26 protein-coding genes are annotated in these 23,581 nt (G+C 71.1%); 13 read left to right on the plus strand and 13 right to left on the minus strand.

The features are described 5' to 3' along the window. A complete protein-coding gene (locus tag ACIBQX_RS04595) occupies positions 1-792 on the plus strand; it encodes a phytanoyl-CoA dioxygenase family protein (RefSeq protein WP_397000558.1) in 792 nt (263 codons plus the stop codon). 18 nt (positions 793-810) lie between these two features. On the opposite strand, the gene ACIBQX_RS04600 is transcribed toward ACIBQX_RS04595, so the two are convergent. After that, positions 811-1,596 carry a VOC family protein gene (locus tag ACIBQX_RS04600; protein ID WP_397001536.1) on the minus strand — a complete coding sequence of 262 codons (786 nt, stop codon included), beginning with the start codon at positions 1,594-1,596 and terminating at the stop codon, positions 811-813. A gap of 339 nt (positions 1,597-1,935) precedes the next feature. On the opposite strand from ACIBQX_RS04600, the gene ACIBQX_RS04605 reads away from it, so the two are divergent. Further along, entirely contained in the window at positions 1,936-2,916 is a 981-nt protein-coding gene (locus ACIBQX_RS04605; RefSeq protein ID WP_397000560.1) for a TIGR01777 family oxidoreductase, read from the plus strand. 45 nt (positions 2,917-2,961) lie between these two features. Here ACIBQX_RS04605 and ACIBQX_RS04610 read toward each other — a convergent pair whose 3' ends face one another. After that, positions 2,962-4,374, minus strand: a complete 1,413-nt coding sequence (locus ACIBQX_RS04610) for a WGR domain-containing protein (RefSeq protein ID WP_397000562.1) — start codon at positions 4,372-4,374, stop codon at positions 2,962-2,964. 193 nt (positions 4,375-4,567) lie between these two features. Here ACIBQX_RS04610 and ACIBQX_RS04615 point away from each other — a divergent pair, with 193 nt between their 5' ends. Together ACIBQX_RS04615 and ACIBQX_RS04620 are read left to right on the plus strand one after the other, a co-directional pair. Beyond that, positions 4,568-5,824 (plus strand): serine hydrolase domain-containing protein, encoded by a 1,257-nt coding sequence (locus ACIBQX_RS04615; protein ID WP_397001538.1) that lies wholly within the window; start codon positions 4,568-4,570, stop codon positions 5,822-5,824. A 396-nt stretch (positions 5,825-6,220) separates the two neighbouring features. Continuing rightward, positions 6,221-6,367: a hypothetical protein gene (locus tag ACIBQX_RS04620; protein WP_397000564.1), complete on the plus strand. Its 147-nt coding sequence runs from the start codon at positions 6,221-6,223 to the stop codon at positions 6,365-6,367. 86 nt (positions 6,368-6,453) lie between these two features. Here ACIBQX_RS04620 and ACIBQX_RS04625 read toward each other — a convergent pair whose 3' ends face one another. Next, complete coding sequence (locus ACIBQX_RS04625; RefSeq protein ID WP_397000566.1) at positions 6,454-7,569, minus strand: sensor histidine kinase; 1,116 nt, start codon at positions 7,567-7,569, stop codon at positions 6,454-6,456. Next, positions 7,566-8,228 carry a response regulator transcription factor gene (locus ACIBQX_RS04630; RefSeq protein ID WP_397000568.1) on the minus strand — a complete coding sequence of 221 codons (663 nt, stop codon included), beginning with the start codon at positions 8,226-8,228 and terminating at the stop codon, positions 7,566-7,568. The genes ACIBQX_RS04625 and ACIBQX_RS04630 overlap by 4 nt, the downstream gene beginning before the upstream one ends. A 148-nt stretch (positions 8,229-8,376) precedes the next feature. Between ACIBQX_RS04630 and ACIBQX_RS04635 the strand changes: the two genes are divergently transcribed. Beyond that, on the plus strand, positions 8,377-9,915 hold the full coding sequence (locus ACIBQX_RS04635) for a hypothetical protein (protein ID WP_397000570.1): 1,539 nt from the start codon (positions 8,377-8,379) through the stop codon (positions 9,913-9,915). A 20-nt stretch (positions 9,916-9,935) separates the two neighbouring features. On the opposite strand, the gene ACIBQX_RS04640 is transcribed toward ACIBQX_RS04635, so the two are convergent. Then, complete coding sequence (locus ACIBQX_RS04640) at positions 9,936-10,343, minus strand: RidA family protein (RefSeq protein WP_397000572.1); 408 nt, start codon at positions 10,341-10,343, stop codon at positions 9,936-9,938. Between the two features lie 61 nt (positions 10,344-10,404). Here ACIBQX_RS04640 and ACIBQX_RS04645 point away from each other — a divergent pair, with 61 nt between their 5' ends. Next, a complete protein-coding gene (locus ACIBQX_RS04645; RefSeq protein WP_397000574.1) occupies positions 10,405-11,064 on the plus strand; it encodes a TetR/AcrR family transcriptional regulator in 660 nt (219 codons plus the stop codon). On the opposite strand, the gene ACIBQX_RS04650 is transcribed toward ACIBQX_RS04645, so the two are convergent. The 3 genes from ACIBQX_RS04650 to ACIBQX_RS04660 all read right to left on the minus strand — a co-directional run bounded on the left by ACIBQX_RS04650 (position 11,029) and on the right by ACIBQX_RS04660 (position 13,097). Next, positions 11,029-11,526, minus strand: coding sequence for a hypothetical protein (locus ACIBQX_RS04650; protein WP_397000576.1), 498 nt, complete (start codon positions 11,524-11,526; stop codon positions 11,029-11,031). The two genes, ACIBQX_RS04645 and ACIBQX_RS04650, sit on opposite strands and share 36 nt — an antisense overlap. A gap of 109 nt (positions 11,527-11,635) precedes the next feature. Then, positions 11,636-12,376 carry a DUF4142 domain-containing protein gene (locus tag ACIBQX_RS04655; RefSeq protein WP_397000578.1) on the minus strand — a complete coding sequence of 247 codons (741 nt, stop codon included), beginning with the start codon at positions 12,374-12,376 and terminating at the stop codon, positions 11,636-11,638. 112 nt (positions 12,377-12,488) lie between these two features. Further along, positions 12,489-13,097, minus strand: coding sequence for a helix-turn-helix domain-containing protein (locus ACIBQX_RS04660; protein WP_397000580.1), 609 nt, complete (start codon positions 13,095-13,097; stop codon positions 12,489-12,491). Positions 13,098-13,165: 68 nt separating this feature from the next. Here ACIBQX_RS04660 and ACIBQX_RS04665 point away from each other — a divergent pair, with 68 nt between their 5' ends. Both ACIBQX_RS04665 and ACIBQX_RS04670 read left to right on the plus strand, forming a co-directional pair. Continuing rightward, complete coding sequence (locus tag ACIBQX_RS04665) at positions 13,166-14,449, plus strand: MFS transporter (RefSeq protein WP_397000582.1); 1,284 nt, start codon at positions 13,166-13,168, stop codon at positions 14,447-14,449. Positions 14,450-14,484: 35 nt separating this feature from the next. After that, positions 14,485-15,291: a serine/threonine-protein kinase gene (locus ACIBQX_RS04670; RefSeq protein WP_397000584.1), complete on the plus strand. Its 807-nt coding sequence runs from the start codon at positions 14,485-14,487 to the stop codon at positions 15,289-15,291. Between the two features lie 7 nt (positions 15,292-15,298). Here ACIBQX_RS04670 and ACIBQX_RS04675 read toward each other — a convergent pair whose 3' ends face one another. Then, positions 15,299-16,051, minus strand: coding sequence for a lysophospholipid acyltransferase family protein (locus tag ACIBQX_RS04675; protein WP_397000586.1), 753 nt, complete (start codon positions 16,049-16,051; stop codon positions 15,299-15,301). Positions 16,052-16,157: 106 nt separating this feature from the next. On the opposite strand from ACIBQX_RS04675, the gene dhaK reads away from it, so the two are divergent. The 3 genes from dhaK (at position 16,158) to ACIBQX_RS04690 (ending at position 18,289) form a co-directional block, all read left to right on the plus strand. Further along, positions 16,158-17,138: a dihydroxyacetone kinase subunit DhaK gene (gene dhaK, locus ACIBQX_RS04680; protein ID WP_397000588.1), complete on the plus strand. Its 981-nt coding sequence runs from the start codon at positions 16,158-16,160 to the stop codon at positions 17,136-17,138. A gap of 14 nt (positions 17,139-17,152) precedes the next feature. Continuing rightward, positions 17,153-17,815 (plus strand): dihydroxyacetone kinase subunit DhaL, encoded by a 663-nt coding sequence (gene dhaL / locus ACIBQX_RS04685; RefSeq protein WP_397000590.1) that lies wholly within the window; start codon positions 17,153-17,155, stop codon positions 17,813-17,815. A gap of 99 nt (positions 17,816-17,914) precedes the next feature. Next, positions 17,915-18,289 carry a PTS-dependent dihydroxyacetone kinase phosphotransferase subunit DhaM gene (locus tag ACIBQX_RS04690; RefSeq protein ID WP_397000592.1) on the plus strand — a complete coding sequence of 125 codons (375 nt, stop codon included), beginning with the start codon at positions 17,915-17,917 and terminating at the stop codon, positions 18,287-18,289. A 39-nt stretch (positions 18,290-18,328) separates the two neighbouring features. On the opposite strand, the gene ACIBQX_RS04695 is transcribed toward ACIBQX_RS04690, so the two are convergent. Together ACIBQX_RS04695 and ACIBQX_RS04700 are read right to left on the minus strand one after the other, a co-directional pair. Further along, positions 18,329-20,056, minus strand: coding sequence for a thiamine pyrophosphate-binding protein (locus ACIBQX_RS04695; protein ID WP_397000594.1), 1,728 nt, complete (start codon positions 20,054-20,056; stop codon positions 18,329-18,331). Beyond that, a complete protein-coding gene (locus tag ACIBQX_RS04700; protein ID WP_397000596.1) occupies positions 20,053-20,814 on the minus strand; it encodes a cyclase family protein in 762 nt (253 codons plus the stop codon). The genes ACIBQX_RS04695 and ACIBQX_RS04700 overlap by 4 nt, the downstream gene beginning before the upstream one ends. A 255-nt stretch (positions 20,815-21,069) precedes the next feature. On the opposite strand from ACIBQX_RS04700, the gene ACIBQX_RS04705 reads away from it, so the two are divergent. Together ACIBQX_RS04705 and ACIBQX_RS04710 are read left to right on the plus strand one after the other, a co-directional pair. Beyond that, positions 21,070-21,468, plus strand: coding sequence for a hypothetical protein (locus ACIBQX_RS04705; protein WP_397000598.1), 399 nt, complete (start codon positions 21,070-21,072; stop codon positions 21,466-21,468). Further along, the gene (locus ACIBQX_RS04710; RefSeq protein ID WP_397000600.1) at positions 21,426-22,289 is read left to right on the plus strand and encodes an RNA-guided endonuclease InsQ/TnpB family protein; all 864 of its coding nucleotides are present in this window, start codon (positions 21,426-21,428) and stop codon (positions 22,287-22,289) included. Before ACIBQX_RS04705 ends, ACIBQX_RS04710 begins: the two co-directional genes overlap by 43 nt. Before the next feature lie 94 nt (positions 22,290-22,383). Here the strand turns inward: ACIBQX_RS04710 and ACIBQX_RS04715 are convergent, their stop codons facing one another. Then, positions 22,384-22,986: a PT domain-containing protein gene (locus ACIBQX_RS04715; protein ID WP_397001540.1), complete on the minus strand. Its 603-nt coding sequence runs from the start codon at positions 22,984-22,986 to the stop codon at positions 22,384-22,386. Between the two features lie 24 nt (positions 22,987-23,010). Then, positions 23,011-23,439, minus strand: coding sequence for a CBS domain-containing protein (locus ACIBQX_RS04720; RefSeq protein WP_397000602.1), 429 nt, complete (start codon positions 23,437-23,439; stop codon positions 23,011-23,013). Positions 23,440-23,581: the final 142 nt, after the last annotated feature.

Below are 23,581 nucleotides of genomic sequence, written 5' to 3' on the forward strand. Positions count from 1 at the left end.
ATGACCACGACCACGACCGAGCAGCACGGCAGCGACGTCGGCGCCGACGGCAGGGTGCCGGACGCGCTGGTGGAGGCGTACCGTGAACACGGTTTCGTCCGAGTGCGCGGCGTACTCGGACCGGAGCAGGTCGAGCGCTTCCGGGCCGGCGCCGAGGCGTTCCTGGAAGCGCACCGCGCGGAGAGCCTGGAGAGGCAGGGCGTCTTCAGCCAGCTCGTCAACGTCTGGCAGCGTGACCGGACGCTGCGGGAGCTCACGCTCGACCGGCGGCTCGGCCGGATCGCCGAACAGCTCGCCGGGTTCCCGCTGCGGCTCTGGCACGACCAGATGCTGGTCAAGGAGCCGCACAACAACGCCGCCACCGAGTTTCACCAGGACCGTCCGTACTGGCCGCACAGCGGCGACCGGCTCCCGCTGTCGGCGTGGATCGCCCTGGTCGACGTTCCGCCGGAGCGCGGCTGCATGACCTTCCTGCCGGGCACCCAGCATCGCACCGGCCTGCGCCCGCAGGATCTCCACCACGAGGAGGACCTGTTCGAGGCGGATCCGTCCCTGCGCTGGATCCCCCGCGTCACCCTGCCGCTGCGCGCCGGCGACTGCACCTTCCACAGCGGCTACACCGGCCACATGGCGCTGCCCAACCGCACCGACCAGGCCCGGCTCGCGCACGTCACCATCTACATGGACGAGGCGACCGCCTACAGCGGGACCGAGCACATCGTGACCGACCCGCTCGGCCTCGCCGCGGGCGACCGATTGGACGGCGACGCCTTCCCCCGCGCCTGGGCGTAGCCGCCGCGCGGGCACGTGTCAGGCCGGTCCCGTCCAGGTGGAGATGACGGCGAAGCGGGCTTCGTGCGGGTCGGCCAGCAACGCCGTCCGGCCCATGCCCTTCACGTCCTCCGCCGGGGCGTGGACCGTGCCGCCGAGCTCGCGGCAGCGGGCCACGGCCGCGTCGCAGTCACGCACCGCGAAGCAGGCCAGCCAGTGCGGCGGGTCACCGGGCTGGAGCGGGACCAGGGCTCCCAGGGCCGCGTCGGCGTCGCGGTCGCTGCCGGCCGGGGACATCAGCGGGCAGGTCGTGTCGCCCCACGGCGTCTCCTCGAACCGCCAGCCGAGGACCGTCTCGTAGAAGCCCTGGACGGTCGTGGCACCGGGCACGTGCAGCTCGATCCAGGCCAGCGAGCCGGGCTCGTTGACCAGGTCCACGCCGGGGGTCCCGGCGGGCCGCCAGATCGCGAACCGGGCGCCGGCCGGGTCCCTGAACTGTGCCATCTCCCCGTGAGGCGCCAGCTCCACCGGTGGCATGACGACGGTGCCGCCCGCCTGCTCGACGGTCCGCGTGCTGGCCTCACAGTCCCGCACCTGGAAGTAGGGGATCCAGGCGGAGGTGACCTCCTCCCCCATGAGCGCGCCGAACCCGGCGACATTCCGGCCGCCGACCTGGCAGAAGGCGTATTCGGGCACCTGCTCCTCGAACTCCCAGCCGAACAGGCCGCCGTAGAATCGCTTCGCGGCCTCCAGGTTCGGACTGTCGAGCTCGATCCAGCACGGTGAGCCGGGCAGGAACTGAGTGGTGAGCATGGCGTGCTCCATGGTCACTGGGCGATGGTAGGCCGTCCCCCCGAGCCTGGCATGGCTCACCGGCAGGACAAGCACGACACGCATGATCGGCAGAACGTTCGACGACGGCATACCCCGGCCTGGGCACGGTCGAGCCGCAAGCGGACGGTCAGCGGGCTGATCACGAGCTTGGCGGCGACAGTCGTGAGGGCCGCGGAGGCCAGGTGACGATCATCGGAGGCCAGTAGGGCCACAGGCAGCGAGGCCGTGGACCGGTTCGGAGACCGAGGGGTCGTCCTCGGCTGATCGCCCCCGGTTTTGAACGTGTTCAACTCCCTGCGCTAGGGTCGTCCCTGACGCCTGGGGGACCAGATGAAGATTGTGATACCCGGCGGGACCGGGCAGGTAGGCACGATCCTCAATCGCGCGCTGACCGCGGCGGGCCATGACGTCGTGGTCCTGACCAGACGGCCGGTGCGCGACCGCGAGGTCCGCTGGGACGGCGAGAGCCCGGGGCCATGGGCGGCGGAGATCGACGGCAGCGACGTCGTGGTCAACCTGGCCGGGCGCAGCGTCAACTGTCGCTACACCGCGGCCAACCTGCGCGCCATGATGGACTCGCGGGTCCGCTCCACCCGGGTCGTGGGTGAGGCGATCGCAGCGGCGGCACGGCCGCCCCGGGTCTGGTTGCAGATGAGCACCGCCACCGTTTACTCCCACCGCTTCGACGCGCCCAACGACGAGGCGACCGGCGTCCTCGGCGGCGCCGAACCCGGCGTGCCGGGCTACTGGGCCTACAGCGTCGAGATCGCGAAGGCCTGGGAGGGGGCCCAGGAGCGCGCCGACACCCCGGACACGCGCAAGGTCAGCCTGCGCACCGCCATGGTGATGAGCCCCGGTCGCGGCGGCGTCTTCGACACCTTGCTGCGGATGGCACGGCTCGGCCTGGGCGGCCCGATCGGGGGCGGCGCACAGTACGTGTCCTGGATCCACGACCGCGACTTCGTCCGCGCCGTCGAGTTCCTGACCGAACGCGACGACCTCGCCGGGCCGGTGAACCTCGCCGCCCCGGCTCCGCTGCCCCAGCGCACGTTCATGCGGGTGCTGCGCGCCGCGTGGGGTGTCCCGGTCGGCCTGCCCGCGACGAGGTGGATGGCCGAGCTCGGCGCGTTCGCGCTGCGCTCGGACACCGAGCTGCTGCTGAAGAGCCGCCGGGTCGTCCCCGGCCGCCTGCTCGAAGCGGGCTTCGCCTTCGACCACGCCCAGTGGCCGGAAGCGGCCGACGACCTCGTACGACGCGCACGCGGCGGGCCTGCGCCCCATGCCGGCCTCACCCAGCCGCCATCAGCTTGATGAGCCGGCTGAACCGGCACCCATCCGATGGGCGCATCTCACGGGTCAGAGCAAGCGTCGGATCTCCCCGTAGACGCGGTAGAAGCCGCCGCGTCCCGCCGAGCGGACGCCGTCGACGAGGTAGCGGGCGCCCGGCTCGCGGATCTCCTTGGGGAACTGCACGTTCCACGGCTCGTGGCCGGGAGTGACGACGCGGACCCGCAGCCGCTCGCCCTCGCGCAGGCACTCCACGACCACGCCGTTCTCCGTGTCGGTGGTGGTCTCCAGCACGACGGACGGCTCGACCGTGGCGAGCGACGCCGCCGCCTTCACATCCACGCGCTGGGGTACGGTGCCCGCGCGGGCGGCCGTGATCGCGGCCTCGCTCGCGTCGATGCAGGCCAGGGAGCCGTCGGTGGTGACGATGTAGAGCCGGTCGTCGAGGAACTGCATCGAGAAGGCCGAGCCGCAGCCGGTGCCGAGCTTCCACAGCCGTTCGCCGGAGGCGTCGAAGCAGTAGACCGAGGAGTGGTTGTCGCCCGCGAAGACGTAACGGCCGCCCGGCGAGGTGGCGCACGAGTAGACGGCGCCGTCGCAGCGGTAGACGGCCTCCACCCGGCCGTCGCCCTTGGCCAGGCGGTGTACGGAGCCGCGGGCGGTGCCGGCGTAGACGGAGTGCTCCTCCTGCCAGCCGAACAGCACCTGGTCGGCGAGCGCGGTCTCCCAGACGGGCGCGCCGTCGTCGGCGGCGTAGCGGGCGACGCCCCGGGAGTGGCCGTGGTAGACGGCGTCCTCGTCGCACCTGACCATCCAGGCGGAGTCGCCCCGGCCGGTGCGCGCCCACTGGAACTCGTCCTCGTAGTCGATCGTGGTGATCCGCCCGGCGCGGTCGGAGACGCCGAGGATGCCGTCGTGGATGTCGAGCCAGTAGATGTCCACGTCGGCGGCGATGTCGTACGCGGCCCGCGGGACCTTGCCGCTGAGGTCGTACACCTTGCCGTCGTCGCAGCCGGCGTAGATCCAGAAGTCGTCGGCGACGATGCACTTGACGCCGTCGGGCAGGCGGTAGCGATTCGTGACGGTGCCGGAGTGGGTGACGGTGTAGACGTCGCCGCGCTGGTTGCCGACCCAGCAGCGCTCCTCGTCCACGAAGATCCCGAAGGCGGAGGCGCCGCTGTCGAAGCGCCACAGGACGGGCGCCTGCTGGGCGGTGGAGCGGCTGCTGGCGATGGCCCTGCGGGTGACCGCCCTGCGCTGCCGGACGCCGCGCACGGCGGGCGCGTAGCCCTTGCGGACCTTCTCGCCGATCTTCTTGGCGGCCACTGCCTGCGCCTTCGCCGGGTCGGGGAAGGCGGTGACCTTGGTCTGCCCGCTCTCCCCGATGCGCCCGTAGGTGATCGTGACCTGCGCACCGGACACGATCACCTCGTAGAACTTGTGCGCTCCGTCGCCGTCCTCGGACAGTTCAAGGTAGGTCATGTCCCGCTCTCCAGATGATCCAGGGGTGATCGACTTCCCGAGACGCTAGAGCATGGCGGCGACAAAGACGGATATTTCCTGATCGGCGGCAGGGCGCCACCAGCCGGAGCGTTGCCCGACAGCCAGACATGAGGAATGTCCGAAAAGTCGGCACATGGATGGCCGATTTCCGTTAGACATTCCCTTTGTGACCATGCTCAGCAGGCGCCGCCTGATCCAGTCGGGCGCACTCGCCGTCCCCACTCTCGCCCTCGGCTCCTGGCCCGCGTCGGCCGGGGCGGCCGGGACGGCCGCGCTCCCGACGACCGGCGTGGTGCCCCAGCAGCTGGCCGGGTTCGACACGGCGATGAAGAAATTCATCGCCGAGCGCGACATCAGCTGCGCGCAGCTCGCCGTCGCCAAGAACGGCAAGATCCTCCTGGCCCGCGGCTACGGCAGCTACACCTACGCCCGCTACCGCAGGCTCGTGCAGCCGACCTCGCTGTTCCGGATCGCCAGCCTCAGCAAGAGCATCACCGCCGCCGCGATCGCCAGGCTGGCCCAGGACGGCGAACTGACCCTCGGCACCCCCGTGACCGAGCTCCTGGGCCTGTCCGCCGCCGCCGACCCCCGGCTGGCGAACGTGACGCTGTGGCGGCTCATGCAGCACACCGGCGGCTGGGACCGCGACGCCTCCCTCGACCAGCTCTGGGCCGACCACACCATCTCGGCCGCGCTTGACGCGCCGCTGCCGATCGGGCACGAGCAGATCATGCGGTACGCCACCGCCAGGAAGCTCGACTTCACGCCCGGCGCCCGCTACGCCTACAGCAACTACGGCTACATGCTCCTCGGCCGGATCATCGCCAAGGTCTCCGGCATGAGCTACGAGTCGTACGTCAGGCAGCGGATCCTGGCGCCCGCCGGCATCACCCGGATGCTGCTCGGCCGCTCCACGGCCGCGCAGGCGTTCGCCGCCGAGGTCGGCTACGAGTCCCAGTACACCCGCAAGAGCGTGCTCGACGACGACGGCGCGACGGTCCCCTACCCGTACGGCGGCTTCAACATGGCCAACCAGGACGCCAACGGCGGCTGGCTGGGCTCGGCCGTGGACCTGGTCAAGTGGGGCTTCGTCTTCGACAAGGCCGGGCCGGTGCTGAACGCCGCCTCGATCGGCCGGGTGTTCGCCAAGCCGGAGATCGGCGTCGGGTCCGGCGGATCCTGGTACGGGCTCGGCTGGCAGGTGCGCGCGAACAACGCCGGCGGCCTCAACACCTGGCACAACGGCTCGATGCCGGGCACCTTCGGCTTCCTGGCCAGGATTCAGCACGGGGTCAGCTACTGCGCGCTGTTCAACCGCAGGCAGGAGGGCGACGCGCCATCGTTCGGCGCGATCGACGGGATCCTGGGCACGGCGACGGGCGGCGTGTCCTCCTGGCCGACGACCGACCTGACCTCGCGCTACTTCTAGCCACCTCCCAGGCCTGGAGCGCGCACCAGCGGCAGCGGATTTCGCCGTCACCACCGGCGATCCGCGCCGCTCGGCCGCGTACGCTCCGACATGGCCCCGCTACTCGGCCCGTCCGGCGGGTGACCGTGATCGAACGCGGCGGCGAGGTTGAGGTGCTGCCTGCGGACAAGGTAGAGATCCGAGGCCCCGAAGCCTGAACGCTGGGCGGACGCGCCGATCTCGCCGGAGCCGTCGGCGGGCCCATACGCCGAGTCGACGCCCTTGACGCTCGAGACACGTCGACACGCTGGAACTGCTCGGCTACAACGTCCTGGTCGAGCTGAGCGCCGCCGACGCCCAGCGGATCACCGTCTTCCTGGACAGTTACCTGGCGACCGCTCCAGGCGGGGGCGGGTCATGCTCGACGGATCGGTCCCTCAAGAACCTGACACCTTCGAGTTCCATCGCGACGACCTCGCCCGCAATTACTCGGCGACGGTCGAGTGGCTGGCCCGTTTCCGGGAGTTCTGCCATGCCGCGACGCTTAGCTTCACCTGCTGCTGACCGACCTGACCCTCGTCAGAGAGGCTTGCCCTGGCGTCTCTTCGGCCGTCAGGTCTCCACGCCAGAAGGGAAGTCCGCACCTGACGTTAGGGACGGTTCGGATGAGATCCGTGCGCGAACCGTACGGTGATGGACAAGCCGCCTTCTGGGCGTGCGCTGGTGGTAAGGGTGGCGTGGTGAGCTTGCGTGACGGCATGGACGATGGCCAGGCCGAGGCCGTAGCCGTCGCGGCCGCCGTGACGATCAGGCGCCAGTTTCTGGAAAGGGTGAAAGAGGCGCTGGATCTGATTGTCAGGGATGACTGGCCCGCTGTTGGTGACCGTAAAGGCCACCTGCGTGCCGGAGGTCTGCGTGGTGATCTTTACCTGCCCGTCTGGGCGGTTGTGGCGGATGGCGTTGTCGATGAGGTTGGCGATGAGGCTTTCGATCAGTCTCGGGTCTCCGGCCGTCACTGCGGGCGTTAGGTGTTCGGCAAGGTCGATGCCTTCCCGCGTTGCTCGGTCACGGCGGGAGGCGAGCACTCCTTCGGCGACGTGGGCGAGGTCAAGGGTGTCCCAGCGGGTGACGCCGCGCTCGCTGGTGGCCAGAGTGAGCAGCGCTTGGACGAGCCGCTCCTGGTGTCCGCCCAGAGCGAGGGCCTCCTGGCAGGCCGACCGCAGGGTGCCGGTGTCGGCATCGGGGTCGGCGAGGGCGACTTCGAGGAGGGTGCGCAGGCCGGCGAGAGGGGTGCGCAGCTCGTGGGAGGCGTTGGCGACGAAGTGGCGCTGGGCGTCGAAAGAGGCTTGCAGGCGGGCGAACAGGTCGTCGAGGGTGTGGCCGAGCTCGGTCAGCTCGTCCGTGGGCTCGCCGAGAGCGAGTCGCCGGTGGAGGTCTCCGGCGGAGATAATCTGGGCGGTGGCGGTGATGGCGCGCAGCGGGCGCAGGAACCGGCCGGCGACGAACCAGCCGAGAGCCAAGGCGATGGGAATCAGAAGGACCAGGGCCACGGCGGATCCCGTGAGGAGTTGGGGCAGGCCGATCCCGGGCCCGGTCTCGGTGATCGCGCCCGATGCGGGGTGCCCTTGAGGGGTGGTCGCGTTGATATTGGCGAGCGGGACGGCGACGAAGACGAGCACCAAGACCCCGGCGGTGTAGATGCCTGCCGCGTAGGCGAACGCGAGCCGCGTCTGCAGGGACCTTCTGGCGAGCTTCTGGGTGGTCACGACGGTCCGATGCGGTAGCCGCCTTCGCGGATGGTCTCGATCACGGGCGGGTCGCCGAGCTTGGCCCGTAACCGGTGCATGGTGTGCTTGACGGCGCTGCTGAAGGGGTCGGCGGCCTCGTCCCAGACGCGTTCGAGCAGTTCCTCGGCGGAGATGACCAGGCCGGGTACGGCGAGCAGGCATTCGAGCAGGGCGAACTCCCTGGGACTCAGCTCAAGGCGCCGGCCGGCCCGGGACGCGATACGGCGGGCCGGATCGAGGGTGATGTCCCCGCATGCCAGGGTGGGCGGCAACGGCGGGGTGGCGCGGCGGGCCAGGGCACGGACGCGGGCGACCAGTTCGGCGAACGCGAACGGCTTGGGCAGGTAGTCGTCGGCGCCGAGGCTGAGCCCGTCGACGCGGTCCTCGATCGTGCCGGAGGCGGTGAGCATCAGGACGCGGGTCTCACAGCGGCCGTGGGCCAGCCGGCGGCAGATCTCGTCCCCGTGGACGCCGGGCAGGTCGCGGTCGAGGATCACCACGTCGTAGCGGGTGGCGGCCAGGCGGTCGAGGGCAGTGGTTCCGTCCAGGACGACGTCGACGGCCATGCCCTCGCGGCGCAGCCCGGTTCCGATGGAACGGGCGAGGACCTCGAAGTCCTCGGCGACAAGGACCCTCACCGCCACGCACCGCCGGTCGTCGTGCGGGTGGGGCGGTATCGGCCGCCGCGTCGAGGTGCCATGGGGCAACGATGGCAGATCCCCGGTTCCAGCTGGGTCGCAGCGGCTGCGACCCAGCTGGAACCGGGTGCCGCGTACAACCGTCGGCATGAGTTCATTCGCTCCTTACCGATCCAGCCCGCGGGCCGGGCGGGACCGTTTCCCTCAGTTGCTGCGCGCGGAGTGGACCAAGTTCCGCTCCGTGCGGGGCCGGCTGCTCGCCATGGCGGCCTCCGTGCTGGTCACCGTGTCGCTCGGGCTGCTGATCGCCGGGGGTGCCCACAGCGCCTGCGTGACCGGGAAGGGCGAGGGCCCCTGCCCCGCGCCGTTGGTGGGTCCCGACGGCACAGCGGTGAAGGACAAGTACTACTTCGTGCACCAGCCGCTCAAGGGGAACGGCAGCATCACCGCCCGCGTGTCGGACATGACCGGGCAGATGCGGCTGCCGGACGCCGTACCCGGGGTGCGCACCGTCAAGGAGGGGGTGGTGCCGTGGGCGAAGGCCGGACTCCTGGTCAGGCAGAGCCTCACCCAGGGCGCGCCGTACGCCGCCGTCATGATCACTGGCAGCCACGGTGTGCGGATGCAGCACAACTTCACCCACGATGTGGCCGGTGGTCCTGTGCAGGGGACACGGTGGCTACGGCTGACCAGGTCGGGCGACGCCCTCACCGGCTACGAGTCAGGCGACGGCAAGACGTGGACCGAGGTCAGCACGGTCGAGCTGGCCGGGCTGCCGGAGACGGTCGAGATCGGGCTGTTCGCCACCTCGCCAGGCGTGTTGTGGCAGATGGCGCAAGCCTTCGCCCAGGCCACCGCCACCTTCGACCAGATCACGCTGCAGGGTGCGAACGGTTCGTGGCGGCGTGACGACGTGGGCGTCTCCTTGGAGTCCGACGGCAAGACCCCGCATCACCCGGGCGGGGTGGTCGAGTCCGGCGACAAGCTCCTCGTGACCGGGAACGGTGACATCGGGCCCGCCACGGTGGAGGGCGGTCTGCGCGCTGACCTCATGCTGATCGGCGGCGCTGTGGGGCTGATCCTGGTGCTCGTGGTGGCGGTCACGTTCTGCACGGCGGAACACCGGCGAGGGCTGATCGGGACCGGTCTGTCGGCCGAGCCGCATCCCGCGCGGCTGCTGGCGGCCAAGGCCGTGGTGGTCGGCGCGGTCGCGTTCGTGGCAGGGCTGGTGACCTCGGGGGTCGCGGTCCCTGTCGGCCTGGCGATCTTGCGTGCCAATCAGAACCCGATTCAACCGATCACTTCGGGTACCGCGCTGCGGGTGATCGTCGGCTACGCGGCGCTGACCGCGGCCGCCGCCGTGCTGGCTCTGGGCCTGGCCGCGCTGGTCAAGCGAAGGATCGTCGCCATCGGGCTGGCCATCGCGCTGGTCGTGGTGCCCTACCTGCTGGCGATCACGGGTCTGGTGCCGTGGCTGCTGATGATCACCCCTGCCGCCGGGTTCGCGATCACGCAGAGCGTCCCCACGTTCGCGCATGTGGACGTGGACCAGTCGCCGCTCGGTGGCTATTACCTGCTCCCGCCATGGGCCGGTTTGGCCGTGACCTGCGGATATGCCGCCCTCGCCCTCGGAGCGGCGATAGCCGTACACCGCAGGAGGGTGTCACGTCAGGTCCCGCTCGCCTGAAGGTGCGGCAACCTGAACGGTCAGTCGAGGACCGCGGTGGCCTCGATCTCCAGCAGGAGGTCGGGCTCGGCCAGCGCGGCGACGCCCACCAGCGTGGCGGGCGGGACCGGCGTGACCCCCAGCTTCGCGAAGGCCCGCGCGCCGCCTTCCAGGAACAGCGGCATCTTGTCGAGGGTCCAGTCGACGACGTAGACGGTCAGTTTCGCCACGTCGTCGAAGGAGCCGCCTGCCTCGGCCAGGGCGGTGCCGACGTTGAGGAAGCACTGCTCGGCCTGGGCGGCGAGGTCGCCTTCGCCGATCCGGCCACCGTCGGCGTCGCGGGCGACCTGGCCGGCGACGAACACCAGCTTCGATCCGGTGGCGATCGACACCTGCCGGTAGATCTCGGGCTTCGGCAATCCGTCGGGGTTCACCAGGGTGATGGCCATGCTGCCTCCTTGTACGAGTTCCTCGAAACTATAGCAGTGCAATGCTATGTATCATGAACCCATGGCGAGGACGAAGGATCCGGCGGTGCGCACCCTGCTCCTCGAGCGGGCCGCGCACATGCTGCGCACTCGCGAGCCCATCACCCTGCGCTCGCTGGTGGCCGGGACCGGCGTCTCGACGATGGCCGTCTACACCTACTTCGGCGGCATGGACGGCATGTGGAAGGCCCTGCGACAGGAGGGCTTCACCCGCCTGGGCGCCCGGTTCACGACGATGACGATGTCCACGGACCCGGTGCGCGACCTGACCACCCTGGTCGCGGCCTACCTCCGGAACGCCCTGGACCACCCGGATCTGTACCGGGTCATGTTCGACGCCAGCTTCGACCTCGAAGACCTCAAGGCCGCGGACGCGACCCTCGAGTACATGGTCCAAGCCGTCCAGCGGGCCAGGGACGCCGGCCGCTTCGGCTCCGGCACCGTCCCGCTGGAGCTGGCGATCCAGAGCTGGGCCATCGCCCACGGGCTGGTCTCCCTGGTCGCCAACGGCCCGCTGCCCCGCCGGACGCTCGACCACGGCGTCCCTATGCTGACCGCGCTGTTCGTCAGTTCAGGAGACCGGCCGGACCGATGCCGCCGATCGGTCGAGCTCGGCTGGCAGCACCTGTTCCCCCCGGAAGCGCCGTCACTCGGCGTCGGCCAGGACGCGGCGATGCCGTGACGCCGCCGTCGCTCCGGTACCGGCGAAGGTGGCCAGCAGCACCAGCAAGGCCGCCTGGGCGAGCATGCCCGGCGCCAGCGGCGGCGCGCTGCCGACCGACTTGGTGAGCGCGTACCAGTACTGCGTGACGACCGACAGGCCGGCCCAAGTCTCGTCGAGACTCTGGTCGAACGAGCCCATGGTGAAGTTGGCGGCCACATGTGCGTACACACCGAAGGCGGAGGCGAGCAGCACCAGGCCCGCGATCACCCTGATCGTGCGGGTCAGCCCGGGCGACTCCTTGAGCAGCAGCAGGAGCACGGCGACGGCGAGGAGCGTGACGGCGACCCACGGGACGAGCTGCTGCGGACTGCGCCAGTGCCGTTCGGCGAAGAGCTCGAACGCGGCGCCGAGGATGCCGATCGCCGTCAGCGCGGCCAGCGCCCGCCGCATGAGTGCCGCGTCCATCTTCACTGAGATCATGGTGACTCGTCTCCCTGTCTCGGCCTGCGCCGTCCATGGTCACCGGGCCACCTGAAAGTGATCTCTGCGCGAGATGAAGGTCTGATGAGAAGGCGTCGGCGGTCGTCGGTCAGACCGGGGGCGGGGTCGGGAAGGCGTCGGGGCCGGCCAGGCCGGTGCTCTCCAGCAGCCGCTGGTGGTTCAGCACCGCCGCGTTGCACTCCTCCGCGTACTTGCGCACCAGCGTGTTCTGGGTGGTGCCGCGCACCGAGCCGATCACGGGGAAGATCTGGCCGTGTGCCAGCCGCAGCCACTTGACGAAGGTGGCGTCGTAGTCCCGGCCGGTCCTGCCGGTGATGTCGGCCATCCAGCCCGCCTGCGCCTCGGTGGGCTTGACCGGCAGCCGGATGCCGAACTTCTCGGCCAGGTCGCGGGCTCCCTTGTCCAGTTCGTGGTGCTGGGCGGCGATCTCCTTGCTGATCGTCCGCACCTTGGCGCTGTTGGCTCGCTGGATGGCCTCCTGGGCGATCGTCATCTCCCACAGCGTGGCGAGCCGTACCTTCTTGATCAGATCGCGGTCGAGGGCGGACAGCGGGCCTGACTTGGTCGGCCACGTGCTGTTGTCGTCCTGGCCGGCCGCCGCCGCGGTGGGCGCGGGCACCGCGGAGGGGTCGCCGGCCGGTTGGGTGAGGCTGGTGGCGGGCGGCGCCAGCTGGTCCTCCGGGATCTCCTCCACGGGTAGCGAGGCGGTGTCGGCGACCCTCGCCGTGTCGGCGCTGCGCAGGCCGGCGGGGAGTGTGCAGGCGGCGGTGGAGAGCGCGATGGCGCCGCAGGCGGCGACGAGAACGAGACGGCCACGTCGAGAGCGCATCTGCCGTCATCCCCTTCCGGGTCGTCGGGTATGACTTGACCGGCTACGCACCGATCAACAGTGGGTACGCACAGCACCGCGGGGCAGTTCATCGCCATGGCCGGAAGGCGCGCTAGGCGTCGTCCCGTTCCCCCGCCCCGACGGGGAAGACGTCGAAGTGCACGATCACCTGCGCGGTGCCGGGTCCGGGGGCGGCCGGGGACGCGCTGATCCGGCGGTCGGAGAGCGCGCGGTAGCGCTCCAGCACCTCGAACACCTCGTCCCGCATCCCGGTCGTCTCCTCGGCCGTGAGCCGCAGGGAGCGGCGGCCGAGGCCGCTGGCCTGGACCCACTCCTCCGGCGTGCCGTCGCTCTCCTCGCGCCACCGGGTCAGCTCCGCGCCACGCTGGCGTACCAGCTCGTCGAGCAGGAACGCGAGCGCGCCGGCCGTGTCGGCGTCGGTGGGCGGCTCGCCGTAGGAGAAGCCGCCCGGCACCACCCGCCAGTACTTCTCCTTGCCGCGCCCCAGCTCGGGCACGGCCTCGATCATCTCGTGCCTCGCCAGCTCCCGAAGGTGGTAGCTGGTCGCGCCGGTGTTGTGACCGACCAGGGCGGCGAGCCGGGTGGCGGTGGACGGGCCGTGCTCCTCCAGCAGCTCGTACAGGCGCAGGCGGAGGGGGTGGGCGAAGGACTTGAGCGCGTTGGCGTCGAGAGTCCGGGCGGAAAAGCTCTTGCGCTGCATCAGTGTGCAAACCTATCTTTGCAAAGGAACCTATGCACAACTTTCCTTACACACTATCGGAGTGGGCCATGGCGCGTCTCGGCCGATCATTCGGCTTCCTGTTGTCCTCCACCGCGCTGTCGAACCTCGCCGACGGTGTGCTGAAGGTGGGCGCGCCGCTGCTGGCCCTGTCGTTCACCCGCTCCCCCGTCCAGGTGGCGCTGGTGGGGGCGGCGGCCACACTGCCCTGGCTGCTGCTCGCGCTGCACGCGGGCGCCATCGCCGACCGGCTCGACCGCAGACGCGTCATGGTGCTGGCGAACGTGGTCCGCGCGGTTGTCCTGCTGGCGGTGGCCGCGCTCGGCGCGCTCGGCCTGATGAACCTGTGGATCATGCTGGTGGCCGTGCTGCTGGCCTGCGTGAGCGAGGTGTTCGCGGACGTCGCGGCGCAGTCGGTGTTGCCTATGACGGTCACGCCCGCACAGCTCACCACGGCCAACGGGCGCGTGGTGAGCACCCAGATGATCGGCAACGAGTTCGCCGGCGCGCCCGTGGCCGGCCTGCTGGTCACGCTCCTGCCCGCCGCCGTCTTCGGCGCTCCCGCTCTCCTGTACGGCGCGGCGGGGCTGCTCCTGCTGGGCATGCGCGGCCGGTTCCGGCCCCCGGCCGAGAGCGCTGCCGAGAGCACCGGGCGGCGGTCGATGGCCGGGGACATCGGCGAGGCGCTGCGCTACCTGTGGGGGCATCGCTTCCTGCGCACCCTGGCCGTCTCCGCCGGACTGCTCAACTTCGCCAGTGCCGCCTACTTCGGCGTGCTCGTGCTGTGGGTCGTCGGCGAGGGGTCGCGGATCGGGATGGAGCCGGCCGGCTACGGGCTGGTGATGACGGCGCTCGCCGTCGGCGCGGTGGCCGGGTCGCTGGTGTCGGACCGCGTCACCCAGCTGTTCGGCGAGGGCCGGGCACTGGTGGGCCTGTGGTTGATCAGCGCGCTGCTGCATCTGGTCCCCGTGCTCCTGCCGATCGATTGGCTGCTCTATCCCACCGCCGTGGTGTGGGGCGCCGCCGGAGCCGCGGCGAACGTGCTCGTCATCTCCACCCGGCAGCGGCTCATCCCGGCCGAACTGCTCGGCCGGGTCAACTCCGCCTACCGCCTGATCGGCATGGGCGGGATGCCCGTCGGGGCGGTGCTGGGCGGGGTGCTGGGCGAGCTCGCCGGGCTGCCGGCGGTGTTTCTCAGCGCCACAGGCGTCTGCTTGGCCGCCGTCGGCCTCCTATGGCGTGTCGTACCCGATCAAATTTCATCGCCTCTGACCAGCGACGCTACGATTCCGGACATATCCAGATCACGTTCGGCACCCAAAGGCGTGCGCTGAGATGACATGATTACCCCTGTCAATGAGGGGATGGTATGCGGGAGATCGGCGGACGGTACCTCCTGAACGAGGAGGCCGGTCGTGGGGGCATGGGCGTCGTCTGGCGTGCTTTCGATCAGCTTCTGCACCGTGAGGTGGCACTCAAGGAGCTGACGCTGGCCGGTGAGGCCGAGATGGTGCGCCGTCGCGTGCTCCGCGAGGCGCGCATGGCGGCCAGGCTGTCGCACCCCAACATCGTCACGGTCCACGACCTCATCGAGGAGGGCGGCAAGCTCTGGATCGTGATGGAGTACCTCGACGGGCTCTCTCTTCACCAGTTGCTCTCCCAGGTGGGCACACTGCCCGCGCAGTCGGTCGCGGCGATCGGCCAGCACCTGCTCGCGGCGCTGCGCACCGCCCACCAGGCCGCGGTGCTGCACCGTGACGTGAAGCCGGCCAACGTGATGCTGACCGGCGACCGGGTGGTGCTGACCGACTTCGGCATCGCCACCGCCGAGGGCGACATCCGGATGGTCACCTCCAGGCGGCTGCGCGGCACACCCGCGTTCATGGCCCCGGAGCGGCTGCACGGCGGCCCGGCCAGCAAGGAGGCCGACATGTGGTCGTTCGGCGCCACGCTCTACAGCGCCATCGAAGGCCAGCCTCCCTACCCTGGGCAGGACGCGGCCACGGTGCTGGGGATGGCCCGCAGCGGCGGCTATCCGCCGCCGCGCAGGGCCGGCGTGATGCGCCCGCTCATCGAGGGACTGCTGCACAACGACCCGGTGCGGCGCTTCACCCACGAGCAGACGGCCGGGCTGCTGGCGGGCATGCGCGCCGGCAGCTATCAGGCGGCCATCTGATCGTCGGTCAGTCGTCGGCCTTGGCGGCGCGGGCGCGGGCCTCTTCCTCGTCCATGGCGGCCGCCTCCTCGGGGGTGGGCGCGGTGCCGCCCAGGTGGGCGGGCTGCCACCACACGCCCTGCGGGATCTCCGGGTAGGTCCGCTGCGCCCGGTCCACCAGGCTCGACAGCCGGGCGTGCAGGTCGGCCACGTGCTGCTCGACGTCCTCGCCGCGCTTGGGGTGCATCGGCTCGCCGATCAGGACGGTGAGGGGCACATGGCGCTGGAGGAGCTGCTTCTTCCTGCCCTTGGTCCAGATCCGCTGGCTGCCCCACAGCCCGACCGGGATGATCGGCACCTTGGCCGCCTGCGCCATGCGGATGGCGCCGTTCTTGATCTCCTTGACGGTGAAGGAGCGGCTGATCGTGCCCTCGGCGAAGACCCCCACCACCTCGCCCGCCTTGAGCATGCGCAGTGCCGTGGCGTAGGAGCCGGCACCCGCCTCGCGGTCGACCGGGATGTGGTGCATGCCGCGCATCAGCGGCCCGGAGACCCGGTGGTCGAACACTTCCTTCTTGGCCATGAAACGCACCAGCCGCTTGGCCGGCAGCGCGCCGTATCCGGCGAAGATGAAGTCGAGATAGCTGATGTGGTTGCTCACCAGCACCGCACCGCCCGTCCGCGGCACGTGCTCGGTCCCCTCCAGGTGAAAGCGGTAGTCGAGCACGCGAAAGAGGGTCCGCGCGGTGGCCAGCACCGGCGGGTACACGATCTCAGCCATGACCAGAAGGTAGCCTATTCCGGCCGGTTCCTTGGTATGCCGACCCGTCGCATGAGATCCACTCCCGGCGCTTGCCCCCGGGCGAAAACGGGCAGATGTTACGACCATGAAGAAGCTCATCAACACGGCCGACTCCGTGGTCGAGGACGCGCTGACCGGCCTCGCCGCGGCGCACCCGGCGCTGCGGGTCCGCGACCGGGTCGTCTACCGGGCCGACGGGCCGCGGCCGGGCAAGGTCGCCCTGGTCTCCGGCGGCGGCTCCGGGCACGAGCCGCTGCACGCCGGGTTCGTCGGACACGGCATGCTCGACGCGGCCTGCCCCGGAGAGATCTTCACCTCGCCGGTGCCCGACCAGATCATCGACGCCACCAAGGCCGTCGACGGCGGCGCCGGCGTGCTGCACATCGTCAAGAACTACACCGGCGACGTGCTCAACTTCGAGATGGCCGCCGAGCTCGTCGAGGACGTCGAGGTGGCGAGCGTGCTGGTCGACGACGACGTGGCCGTCCAGGACTCGCTCTACACGGCGGGCCGGCGCGGCACCGGGGCGACGCTGTTCGTGGAGAAGATCGCCGGGGCGCTGGCCGAGGAGGGCGCGCCGCTGGCCGAGGTGGCACGGGTGGCGCGCGAGGTGGACGAGCGCAGCCGGTCCTTCGGCGTCGCGCTGACCTCCTGCACCACGCCCGCGGCCGGCAAACCCACCTTCGACCTGCCGCCGGGCGAGGTGGAGCTGGGCATCGGCATCCACGGGGAGCCCGGCCGGGCCCGCGCGCCGATGGCGCCGGCGCGGGAGCTGGCGGCGGTGGCGATGGCGGCGATCCACGGCGACCTGCCGCTGCGCGACGACCTGCTCGTCCTGGTCAACGGCATGGGCGCCACCCCGTTGATGGAGCTGTACGTGGTCTTCGCCGAGGTGGCGGCCATCGTGCGCGGCAAGGGGGCACGGGTGGCGCGCTCGCTGGTGGGCAACTACGTGACGAGCCTGGACATGCAGGGCTTCTCGGTGACGGTCTGCCGGCTCGACGCCGCCCTGACCCGGCTGTGGGACGCGCCCGTCGAGACGCCCGCGCTGCGCTGGGGACGCTGATGGACGCCGACTCGATGGGCCCTGACTCTATGGGCCCCAACTCGATGAACACCGGCTCGATGGACACCGACTTCTTTCTGTCCTGGCTCAACGGCGCCGCCGAGCTGATCCGGCTGCGCCGTGACCACCTGACCGAGCTCGACGCCGCCATCGGCGACGCCGACCACGGCACGAACCTCGACCGCGGCTTCGCCGAGGTGCGCCAGGCCCTGGCCGAGTGGCCGCCGACCTCGCCGGAGCAGGTGCTCCTGTCCGCGGGCAACACGCTGATCCGCCGCGTCGGCGGCGCTTCGGGGCCCCTGTACGGCACGGCGTTCCGGCAGATGGGCAAGGCGCTGGAGACACCGGTCACGGCGGCCGGGTTCGCCACGGCGTTCGAGGCGGGGGTGCGGGCGGTGGAGCGGCTGGGCAAGGCGGCTCCCGGTGACAAGACCATGCTGGACGCGCTGGCCCCCGCCTCCAAGGCGCTGGCGCGGGCCGTGCAGGAAGGGGCGCAGGCGCGGGAGGCGTTCGAGCGGGCGGCGCGCGCGGCCGAGGAGGGGGCGAAGGCGACGATCCCGCTGACGGCCCGCAAGGGGCGGGCGAGCTACCTCGGCGAGCGCAGCATCGGGCACGAGGACCCGGGCGCGGCGTCCTCGGCGCTCATCATGGCCGCGCTGGCGTCGGCGGCCGCCTGATGGCCGGCATGGTGCCCGTCATGGCGGCGCCGGCGGCGGCGGCCGCCTGATGGCCGGCATGGCGCTCATCATGGCGGCGCCGGCGTCGGCGGCCGTCTGATGGTCGGCGTGGTGCTCGTCTCGCACAGCGCCGGGCTCGCGGCGGAGACGGCGGCGCTGGCGCGCGGCATCGCCGGGGAGCGGGTGCCGGTCGCGGCGGCGGGCGGCACCGAGGACGGCGGGCTGGGCACCAGCGTGGACCTGATCGAGCGGGCGCTCGACGTCGTCGACCAGGGCGACGGGGTCGTCCTCATCCCCGACCTGGGCAGCTCGGTGTTCACCGCCCGCCTGTTGGAGGAGCCGGGGCGGGTGGTGCTGGCGGACGTGCCGTTCGTGGAGGGCGCCATCGCGGCGGCCGTGGCGTCGGGCGGCGATCTGCCGCTGGCCGGCGTGCTCGCCGCCGCCGAGGAGGCCCGCGGCCACCGCAAGCTCTAGCCCCTGCTGCCGTTGCGGTGTCCCGCGCAACCGCCGGCTCTAGTGTCCTCTGAACGCCTCCTCCAGCCACCAGGACGGGCGCTCGCGGGTGACCTTGGCGTGCACGAGCAGCGGGCGGTCACGCGGCCCCGCCAGCCAGTCGGCCACGCCGGCGAGGTCGGCCGGTCCGGTCACCGTGACGGCGTCGAACCCATGGCCCCGGGCGATGGCGGCCAGGTCGGCGGGCGGGAACATGACCGTGTCCAGCGGGTGCCCGTGCGGCCCGAAGTGGTGCACCTCCGCGCCGTAGGCCTCGTCGTCGTAGACCACGACGAGCATCGGCAGCCCGAGGCGGACGACGGTCTCCAGCTCGGCGGCGCTCATCAGAGCCCCGCCGTCGCCGAGAGCGGCCACCGGCAGCCGGTCCGGGCGCGCGATGGCGGCGCCGATGGCGGTGGCCAGCCCCAGCCCGACCGCCTGGAACGCCTGCGTGAAGCAGAACCCGAACTCGTCGGGGACATCCAACAGCATTGCTGGATATCCCATGAAATTTCCGGAATCGGTGGAGACGAGCCGTTCTGGGGGGAGCAGGTCGTCCAGCCCGATCGTGAGCGTCCTCGGGTCGATCCGCCCGTCGCCGCCCTCGTCTATGTACGGCACCGCCCGCCACCGCCCCTCCTCTCGGACCCGCCCGGCCACCGCCGCCGACCGGTATCCACGCTCCGGCCCCGAGCCGCCGGACCAGCGCCCCTCCCCCACCGGAGACGGCGTAGAGGTCTCACCGACCTCGTGCGGGCGGGACGACTCGATGCCCGCACGGACCTGCCGGGCGACCCGTGCCACGTCACCCACCACGCCGAGGTCCGCGGGCACGTAACGGCCCACGGCCGCGCGTTCCAGATCGACCTGTACGACCTTCGCCTCGGGCCCGATCAGTGACCCGTGCCGGGTGGTCCACATGTTGAGCCCGCACCCCCAGCCCACCACGAGGTCCGCGCCGCGGATCAGCTCGGCGGCCAGCGGCGTGGCGAACCCGCCGCTCACGTCCAGGTCCCACGGGCTGCCCCGGAACAGGCCCCGGGCCACCGCCGAGGTGGCCAGCAGGGCGCCGGCCGACTCGGCCAGCTCCTCCAGCTCGCTCCGGGCGTGCCGGGCCCCGCGACCGGCGACGAACACCGGCCGCCGGGACTCCATGAGCAGCCGTCCCAGCGACGCCACCTCCTCCGGCGAGGCGTCCAGCGGGGCGGGCGAGGGCCGGTCGCGGAGCTGCCGGGCCACGTGCTCCAGCCGCCCCCAGGACTCGCCGACGGCCGCGGCCTGCACGTCGAGCGGAAGGTTGAGCAGGACCGTGCGCCGCTCCTCGGTGGCGACCCGGACCGCCTCCAGCGCGTACTGCCCGGCCGTGTCCGGGTCGGAGACGCGCATGGGCACCGCGCCCACCGCGCGGGCCACCGCGTCCTGGTCCATGGCGAAGTTGGAGCGGGCGTCGGTGGCCTCGCCGGAGAGGACGACCATCGGGGTACCGCTCTTCGCGGCCTCGGCGATGCCGGTGATCGCGTTGGTGAAGCCGGGCCCCTGGTGCACGGAGACGACCGCGAGGTCGCCGCTCATCCGGGCGTAGGCGTCGGCCATGGTGGCCGCGCCGCCCTCGTGACGGGCCGCGACGAACCGTACGCCATGGCGGACGAGCGCGTTGGTCACATGGAAGTTGCCGCTGCCGACCACGCCGAAGACCACCTCGGCCCCCGCCGCGGCGAGGATCGCGCCGACGGCTTCGGCGACGATCAACGCTCGACCAGGGCCAGGACTCGGACCGGGCTGCCGGAGCCGCCGACGATGGGCAGCGGCGGAGCCACCACCACGGCCCCGGTCACCGGCAGGCGGTCGAGGTCGCGCAGCTGGGTCAGGCCGTACTTGCCCGCGCCGAGCAGGAAGGAGTGGCACGGGAACGGCGGCTCGAAGGAGTGGGCGGCACCCGCGTCGGTGCCGACCGTCTCCACCCCCACCCCGAGGATCGGCGCCTCCTCGGCCAGCCACTTCGCGCACTCGACGGAGATGCCGGGGGTGTGCGAGCCGTTCAGGAACCGGTCCTGGTCGTCGGCCCTCGCGTCCCAGCCGGTGCGGTAGAGGAGCCAGCCGCCGTCGGGCAGCGCGCCGTTGACGCGCTCCCACTCCTGGACGTGCTCGATCTGGAGCAGGAAGTCGGGGTTCTCGGCGGCCTGAGCGGCGAAGTCGAGCACCACGGCGGGGGCGATCAGGCCGGTCACCGGCACCTGGGAGACGTCCTGCCCGTCGGCCCCGGTCACCCAGTGGATCGGGGCGTCGAAATGGGTGCCGGTGTGCTCGCCGGTGTGGATGTCGTTCCAGTACCAGGCGGGGCCGCGGTCGTCGTAGCGGCTGATCTCCTCCAGCCGGAACGGGATGGTGTTGCTGAACGGCTCGGGCAACTGAAGGATCGGTGTCTTCTCGGTCAGGGGCGCTGTCAGGTCGATCACCTCGATCGAGCCGTTACGCACACTGTCCATAAAGCTCCGCAACACCGACATGTCATCCTCCTTGGTGGCTGAGGGCAGTCTGCTACGCCCATGTGGCCTGTGCAAACACCCGCCCCAGGTGGCACCGTCTCCCTCCGAGGACGCTCCGGCCTTCAGACCCGGGGAGGAATCGGACTCCTGCGGAGCGGGGCAGAGGTAGCCGGATCGCCGCCAGGGCGATCCGGCGTCCACCATCTCGCAGGTGAGGGACACCAAAAAGATCAATAGAGCCTCAACTGTCGGTCCTCCCAGGTAGATTCCCGATGCATGACGGCAGAAGCGGCTGCGGAGGACGCCGGGCACGCCCGGTACACCTTCCGCGTGCGTCTGTCGTCCACGGCCCGGCGTCTGCTTGAGGCGGAGTGGGACCGGTGCCGGTGGATCTGGAATGAGTCGGTCGCCAAGTCCAAGCAGGTGCATCGGCACAACAAGGCGACCGGCGAGAAGAGCACGTGTGGTCCGGCGCAGCTCGACAAGATGCTGACCGAGGCCCGCGAGCGCACGCCGTGGCTCGCGGAAGGCTCCAGCGTTGCGCAGCAGCAGGTGATACGCGACTTCGGGAAGTCCCGTGCCAAGGCCCTGAAGGACGTCAAGGACCGGTTGCCCATGCGCAGCGGGCCGGGATGCCGCGCTGGAAGAAGAAGCGCGAGGCTGTGCCGAGCCTGAACTACACCAAGCGCGGGTTTCGCCTCAAGGACGGCCGTCTGCATCTGGCGGGCGGTATCGTGGTGCGCCCTGTGTGGTCGCGGGAACTGCCCGCCGACCCCTCCTCGGTGCGTGTGTACCGCGATGCGGTGGGGCACTGGTGGGCGTCCTTCGTTGTCTGCGTACAGGCCGAGCCCCTGCCCGAAACCGGCCGGGCGATAGGTATCGACTGGGGCGTCAAAGAGACGGCCACGACCACCAGCGATAGCCACGATCTTCCACACGCCGAGCACGGGCGCACGGCCGCGCGGCGGCTCGCCCGCTATCAGCGGATGATGGCTCGCCGCAAGCCCCCGAAGGGGCGGGCGGGATCGAAGGGCTACCGCGAGGCGAAGCTGCAGTGCGCGAAGCTGCACCGGAAGGTGGCAGCCCAGCGGCAGGACACCGGACGAAAGTGGGCCAAGGCCGTTGCTCGCGACCACGACCGGATCGCGGTGGAAGACTTCCGGCCGAAGTTCCTGGCCAAGTCGAGCATGGCACGCAAGGCCGCGGACGCGGCCATCTCGGCGACCAAGCGCGCCGTGATCGAGATGGGCCGCAAGCACGGGCGGGATGTCCGCCTCGTGCACCCTGCGCACACCACCATGGACTGTGCGCGGTGCGGAGCGAGAACCAAGCACGCACTACCTCTCTCAGAACGAACCTATGCCTGCACCACGTGCGGCGCTGTCTCCCCCAGGGACAAGAACAGCGCCCGCGTGATGCTGGTCCGGGCAGCTTGGAACCCGGCAGGTGCTGAGGGCGTAAGCCCTCCGGGAGCGCTGCTCCCGGAGGCTGCCTGAGCCTGGAATCCCCACGCACGCCCGAAGGTGCCGCGCAAGCGGCGTCCGGCCGCAAGGCCGGGCGGGAATCCCCCGCCTTCAGGCGGGGGAGCCTTCAAATCTTGGTCCACTCCGCGCAGCCCGCCGTCTGGAAGCCCTTGTCCGTGGCGAGGATGGTGACGCTGGTGGGGCCCGGCGGCAGACCGGCCGCGATCACGTCCCCGACGTCGCCGCCGGTGCTCTTCAGGCGGGCCCAGTAGCACTTGTCGACGCCGGTGATGGGGCCGGTGGTCCGGTAGGTGCCCGGCTGGATGTCCACGCCGACGACGAGCGTGCGCATGGATCCGAAGGCGCCGAGCAGGTCGGGGCTCGTCCCGTCCTCGGGCAGGCCCGTGGCCGGCGCTCCCGTGGACGGCACGGGCGCTCCCGTCGCCGGAGGCTCGGACGTGGCGGGCGGGGCCGTGGCCGACGGGGACGCGGAGGGCTGGCCGGTGGGCTGGCCGGTGGGCTGGGCGGAGGGCTGGCCGGGCGGCTGCTCGGAGGGGGCCGGGCCCTCCACCGTCACCGTGACCCTGGGCCCGGGCGTGGACGTCGTCCCGCCCGAGCCCAGGCCGGTGAAGAAGCCGAGCAGGAACCCCAGCAGCGCCGCCATCCCGGAGACGAGCAGGATGATCGTCGGGCTGCTGGAGGCGCGCGGGTATTCAGGGGGCCCGTACATCACCAGGACAGCGTCCCACCCGCGTCAACGGTGCAGGTAGTCGACCAGCGAGGCCTTCTCGGTCTCCAGCTCCTCGATGGCGCTCTTGACCACGTCACCGATGCTGACGATGCCGATCAGGCGGTCGTTCTCGACCACCGGCATGTGCCGGACCCGGTGGGTGGTCATGGTCTTGCGGAGCTCTTCGACGTTGTCGCCGGGCCCTACGGTACGGACCTCCACGGTCATGATCGTCGAGACCGGCTCGTCGAGGATCGCGGCGCCCCGGTCGTGCATGCGGCGCACCACGTCACGCTCGGAGACGATCCCGGTGATCGTGGTGCCGTCAGGGGAGACCACGACCGCTCCGATGTTGTGCTCGGCCAGTTGTGCCAGCAGTTCGCGGACGGTCGACTGCGGCGTCACCGTCGTGACGTCGCTCCCCTTGCCGCGCAGGATCGTACCGATGAGCATCTGCACCACCTCGGCTCTCAGTTACCCCGAGCGGGACCCGGCTAAAGCGCTCCACTCGACCTGGTTCCAAGGCAAGCGCGCCGGTGGGGACGGCGTCAAGGAGTCCCGTTAAGCTGCGCGTACAGAAAAACCGGCGAAAGCA

The sequence above is a fragment of the Nonomuraea sp. NPDC049714 genome (assembly GCF_044465295.1).
GTDB lineage: Bacteria > Actinomycetota > Actinomycetes > Streptosporangiales > Streptosporangiaceae > Nonomuraea.

What these genes read in the sequence shown, in the direction of transcription:
- ACIBQX_RS04595 (WP_397000558.1), top strand. Translation starts at nt 1, where the DNA reads ATGACCACGACCACGACCGAGCAGCACGGCAGCGACGTCGGCGCCGAC.
- ACIBQX_RS04600 (WP_397001536.1), bottom strand. Translation starts at nt 1,596, where the DNA reads ATGGAGCACGCCATGCTCACCACTCAGTTCCTGCCCGGCTCACCGTGC.
- ACIBQX_RS04605 (WP_397000560.1), top strand. Translation starts at nt 1,936, where the DNA reads ATGAAGATTGTGATACCCGGCGGGACCGGGCAGGTAGGCACGATCCTC.
- ACIBQX_RS04610 (WP_397000562.1), bottom strand. Translation starts at nt 4,374, where the DNA reads ATGACCTACCTTGAACTGTCCGAGGACGGCGACGGAGCGCACAAGTTC.
- ACIBQX_RS04615 (WP_397001538.1), top strand. Translation starts at nt 4,568, where the DNA reads ATGCTCAGCAGGCGCCGCCTGATCCAGTCGGGCGCACTCGCCGTCCCC.
- ACIBQX_RS04620 (WP_397000564.1), top strand. Translation starts at nt 6,221, where the DNA reads ATGCTCGACGGATCGGTCCCTCAAGAACCTGACACCTTCGAGTTCCAT.
- ACIBQX_RS04635 (WP_397000570.1), top strand. Translation starts at nt 8,377, where the DNA reads ATGAGTTCATTCGCTCCTTACCGATCCAGCCCGCGGGCCGGGCGGGAC.
- ACIBQX_RS04640 (WP_397000572.1), bottom strand. Translation starts at nt 10,343, where the DNA reads ATGGCCATCACCCTGGTGAACCCCGACGGATTGCCGAAGCCCGAGATC.
- ACIBQX_RS04645 (WP_397000574.1), top strand. Translation starts at nt 10,405, where the DNA reads ATGGCGAGGACGAAGGATCCGGCGGTGCGCACCCTGCTCCTCGAGCGG.
- ACIBQX_RS04650 (WP_397000576.1), bottom strand. Translation starts at nt 11,526, where the DNA reads ATGATCTCAGTGAAGATGGACGCGGCACTCATGCGGCGGGCGCTGGCC.
- ACIBQX_RS04655 (WP_397000578.1), bottom strand. Translation starts at nt 12,376, where the DNA reads ATGCGCTCTCGACGTGGCCGTCTCGTTCTCGTCGCCGCCTGCGGCGCC.
- ACIBQX_RS04660 (WP_397000580.1), bottom strand. Translation starts at nt 13,097, where the DNA reads ATGCAGCGCAAGAGCTTTTCCGCCCGGACTCTCGACGCCAACGCGCTC.
- ACIBQX_RS04665 (WP_397000582.1), top strand. Translation starts at nt 13,166, where the DNA reads ATGGCGCGTCTCGGCCGATCATTCGGCTTCCTGTTGTCCTCCACCGCG.
- ACIBQX_RS04670 (WP_397000584.1), top strand. Translation starts at nt 14,485, where the DNA reads ATGCGGGAGATCGGCGGACGGTACCTCCTGAACGAGGAGGCCGGTCGT.
- ACIBQX_RS04675 (WP_397000586.1), bottom strand. Translation starts at nt 16,051, where the DNA reads ATGGCTGAGATCGTGTACCCGCCGGTGCTGGCCACCGCGCGGACCCTC.
- dhaK (WP_397000588.1), top strand. Translation starts at nt 16,158, where the DNA reads ATGAAGAAGCTCATCAACACGGCCGACTCCGTGGTCGAGGACGCGCTG.
- dhaL (WP_397000590.1), top strand. Translation starts at nt 17,153, where the DNA reads ATGGGCCCTGACTCTATGGGCCCCAACTCGATGAACACCGGCTCGATG.
- ACIBQX_RS04690 (WP_397000592.1), top strand. Translation starts at nt 17,915, where the DNA reads ATGGTCGGCGTGGTGCTCGTCTCGCACAGCGCCGGGCTCGCGGCGGAG.
- ACIBQX_RS04700 (WP_397000596.1), bottom strand. Translation starts at nt 20,814, where the DNA reads ATGTCGGTGTTGCGGAGCTTTATGGACAGTGTGCGTAACGGCTCGATC.
- ACIBQX_RS04705 (WP_397000598.1), top strand. Translation starts at nt 21,070, where the DNA reads ATGACGGCAGAAGCGGCTGCGGAGGACGCCGGGCACGCCCGGTACACC.
- ACIBQX_RS04710 (WP_397000600.1), top strand. Translation starts at nt 21,426, where the DNA reads ATGCCGCGCTGGAAGAAGAAGCGCGAGGCTGTGCCGAGCCTGAACTAC.
- ACIBQX_RS04715 (WP_397001540.1), bottom strand. Translation starts at nt 22,986, where the DNA reads ATGTACGGGCCCCCTGAATACCCGCGCGCCTCCAGCAGCCCGACGATC.
- ACIBQX_RS04720 (WP_397000602.1), bottom strand. Translation starts at nt 23,439, where the DNA reads ATGCTCATCGGTACGATCCTGCGCGGCAAGGGGAGCGACGTCACGACG.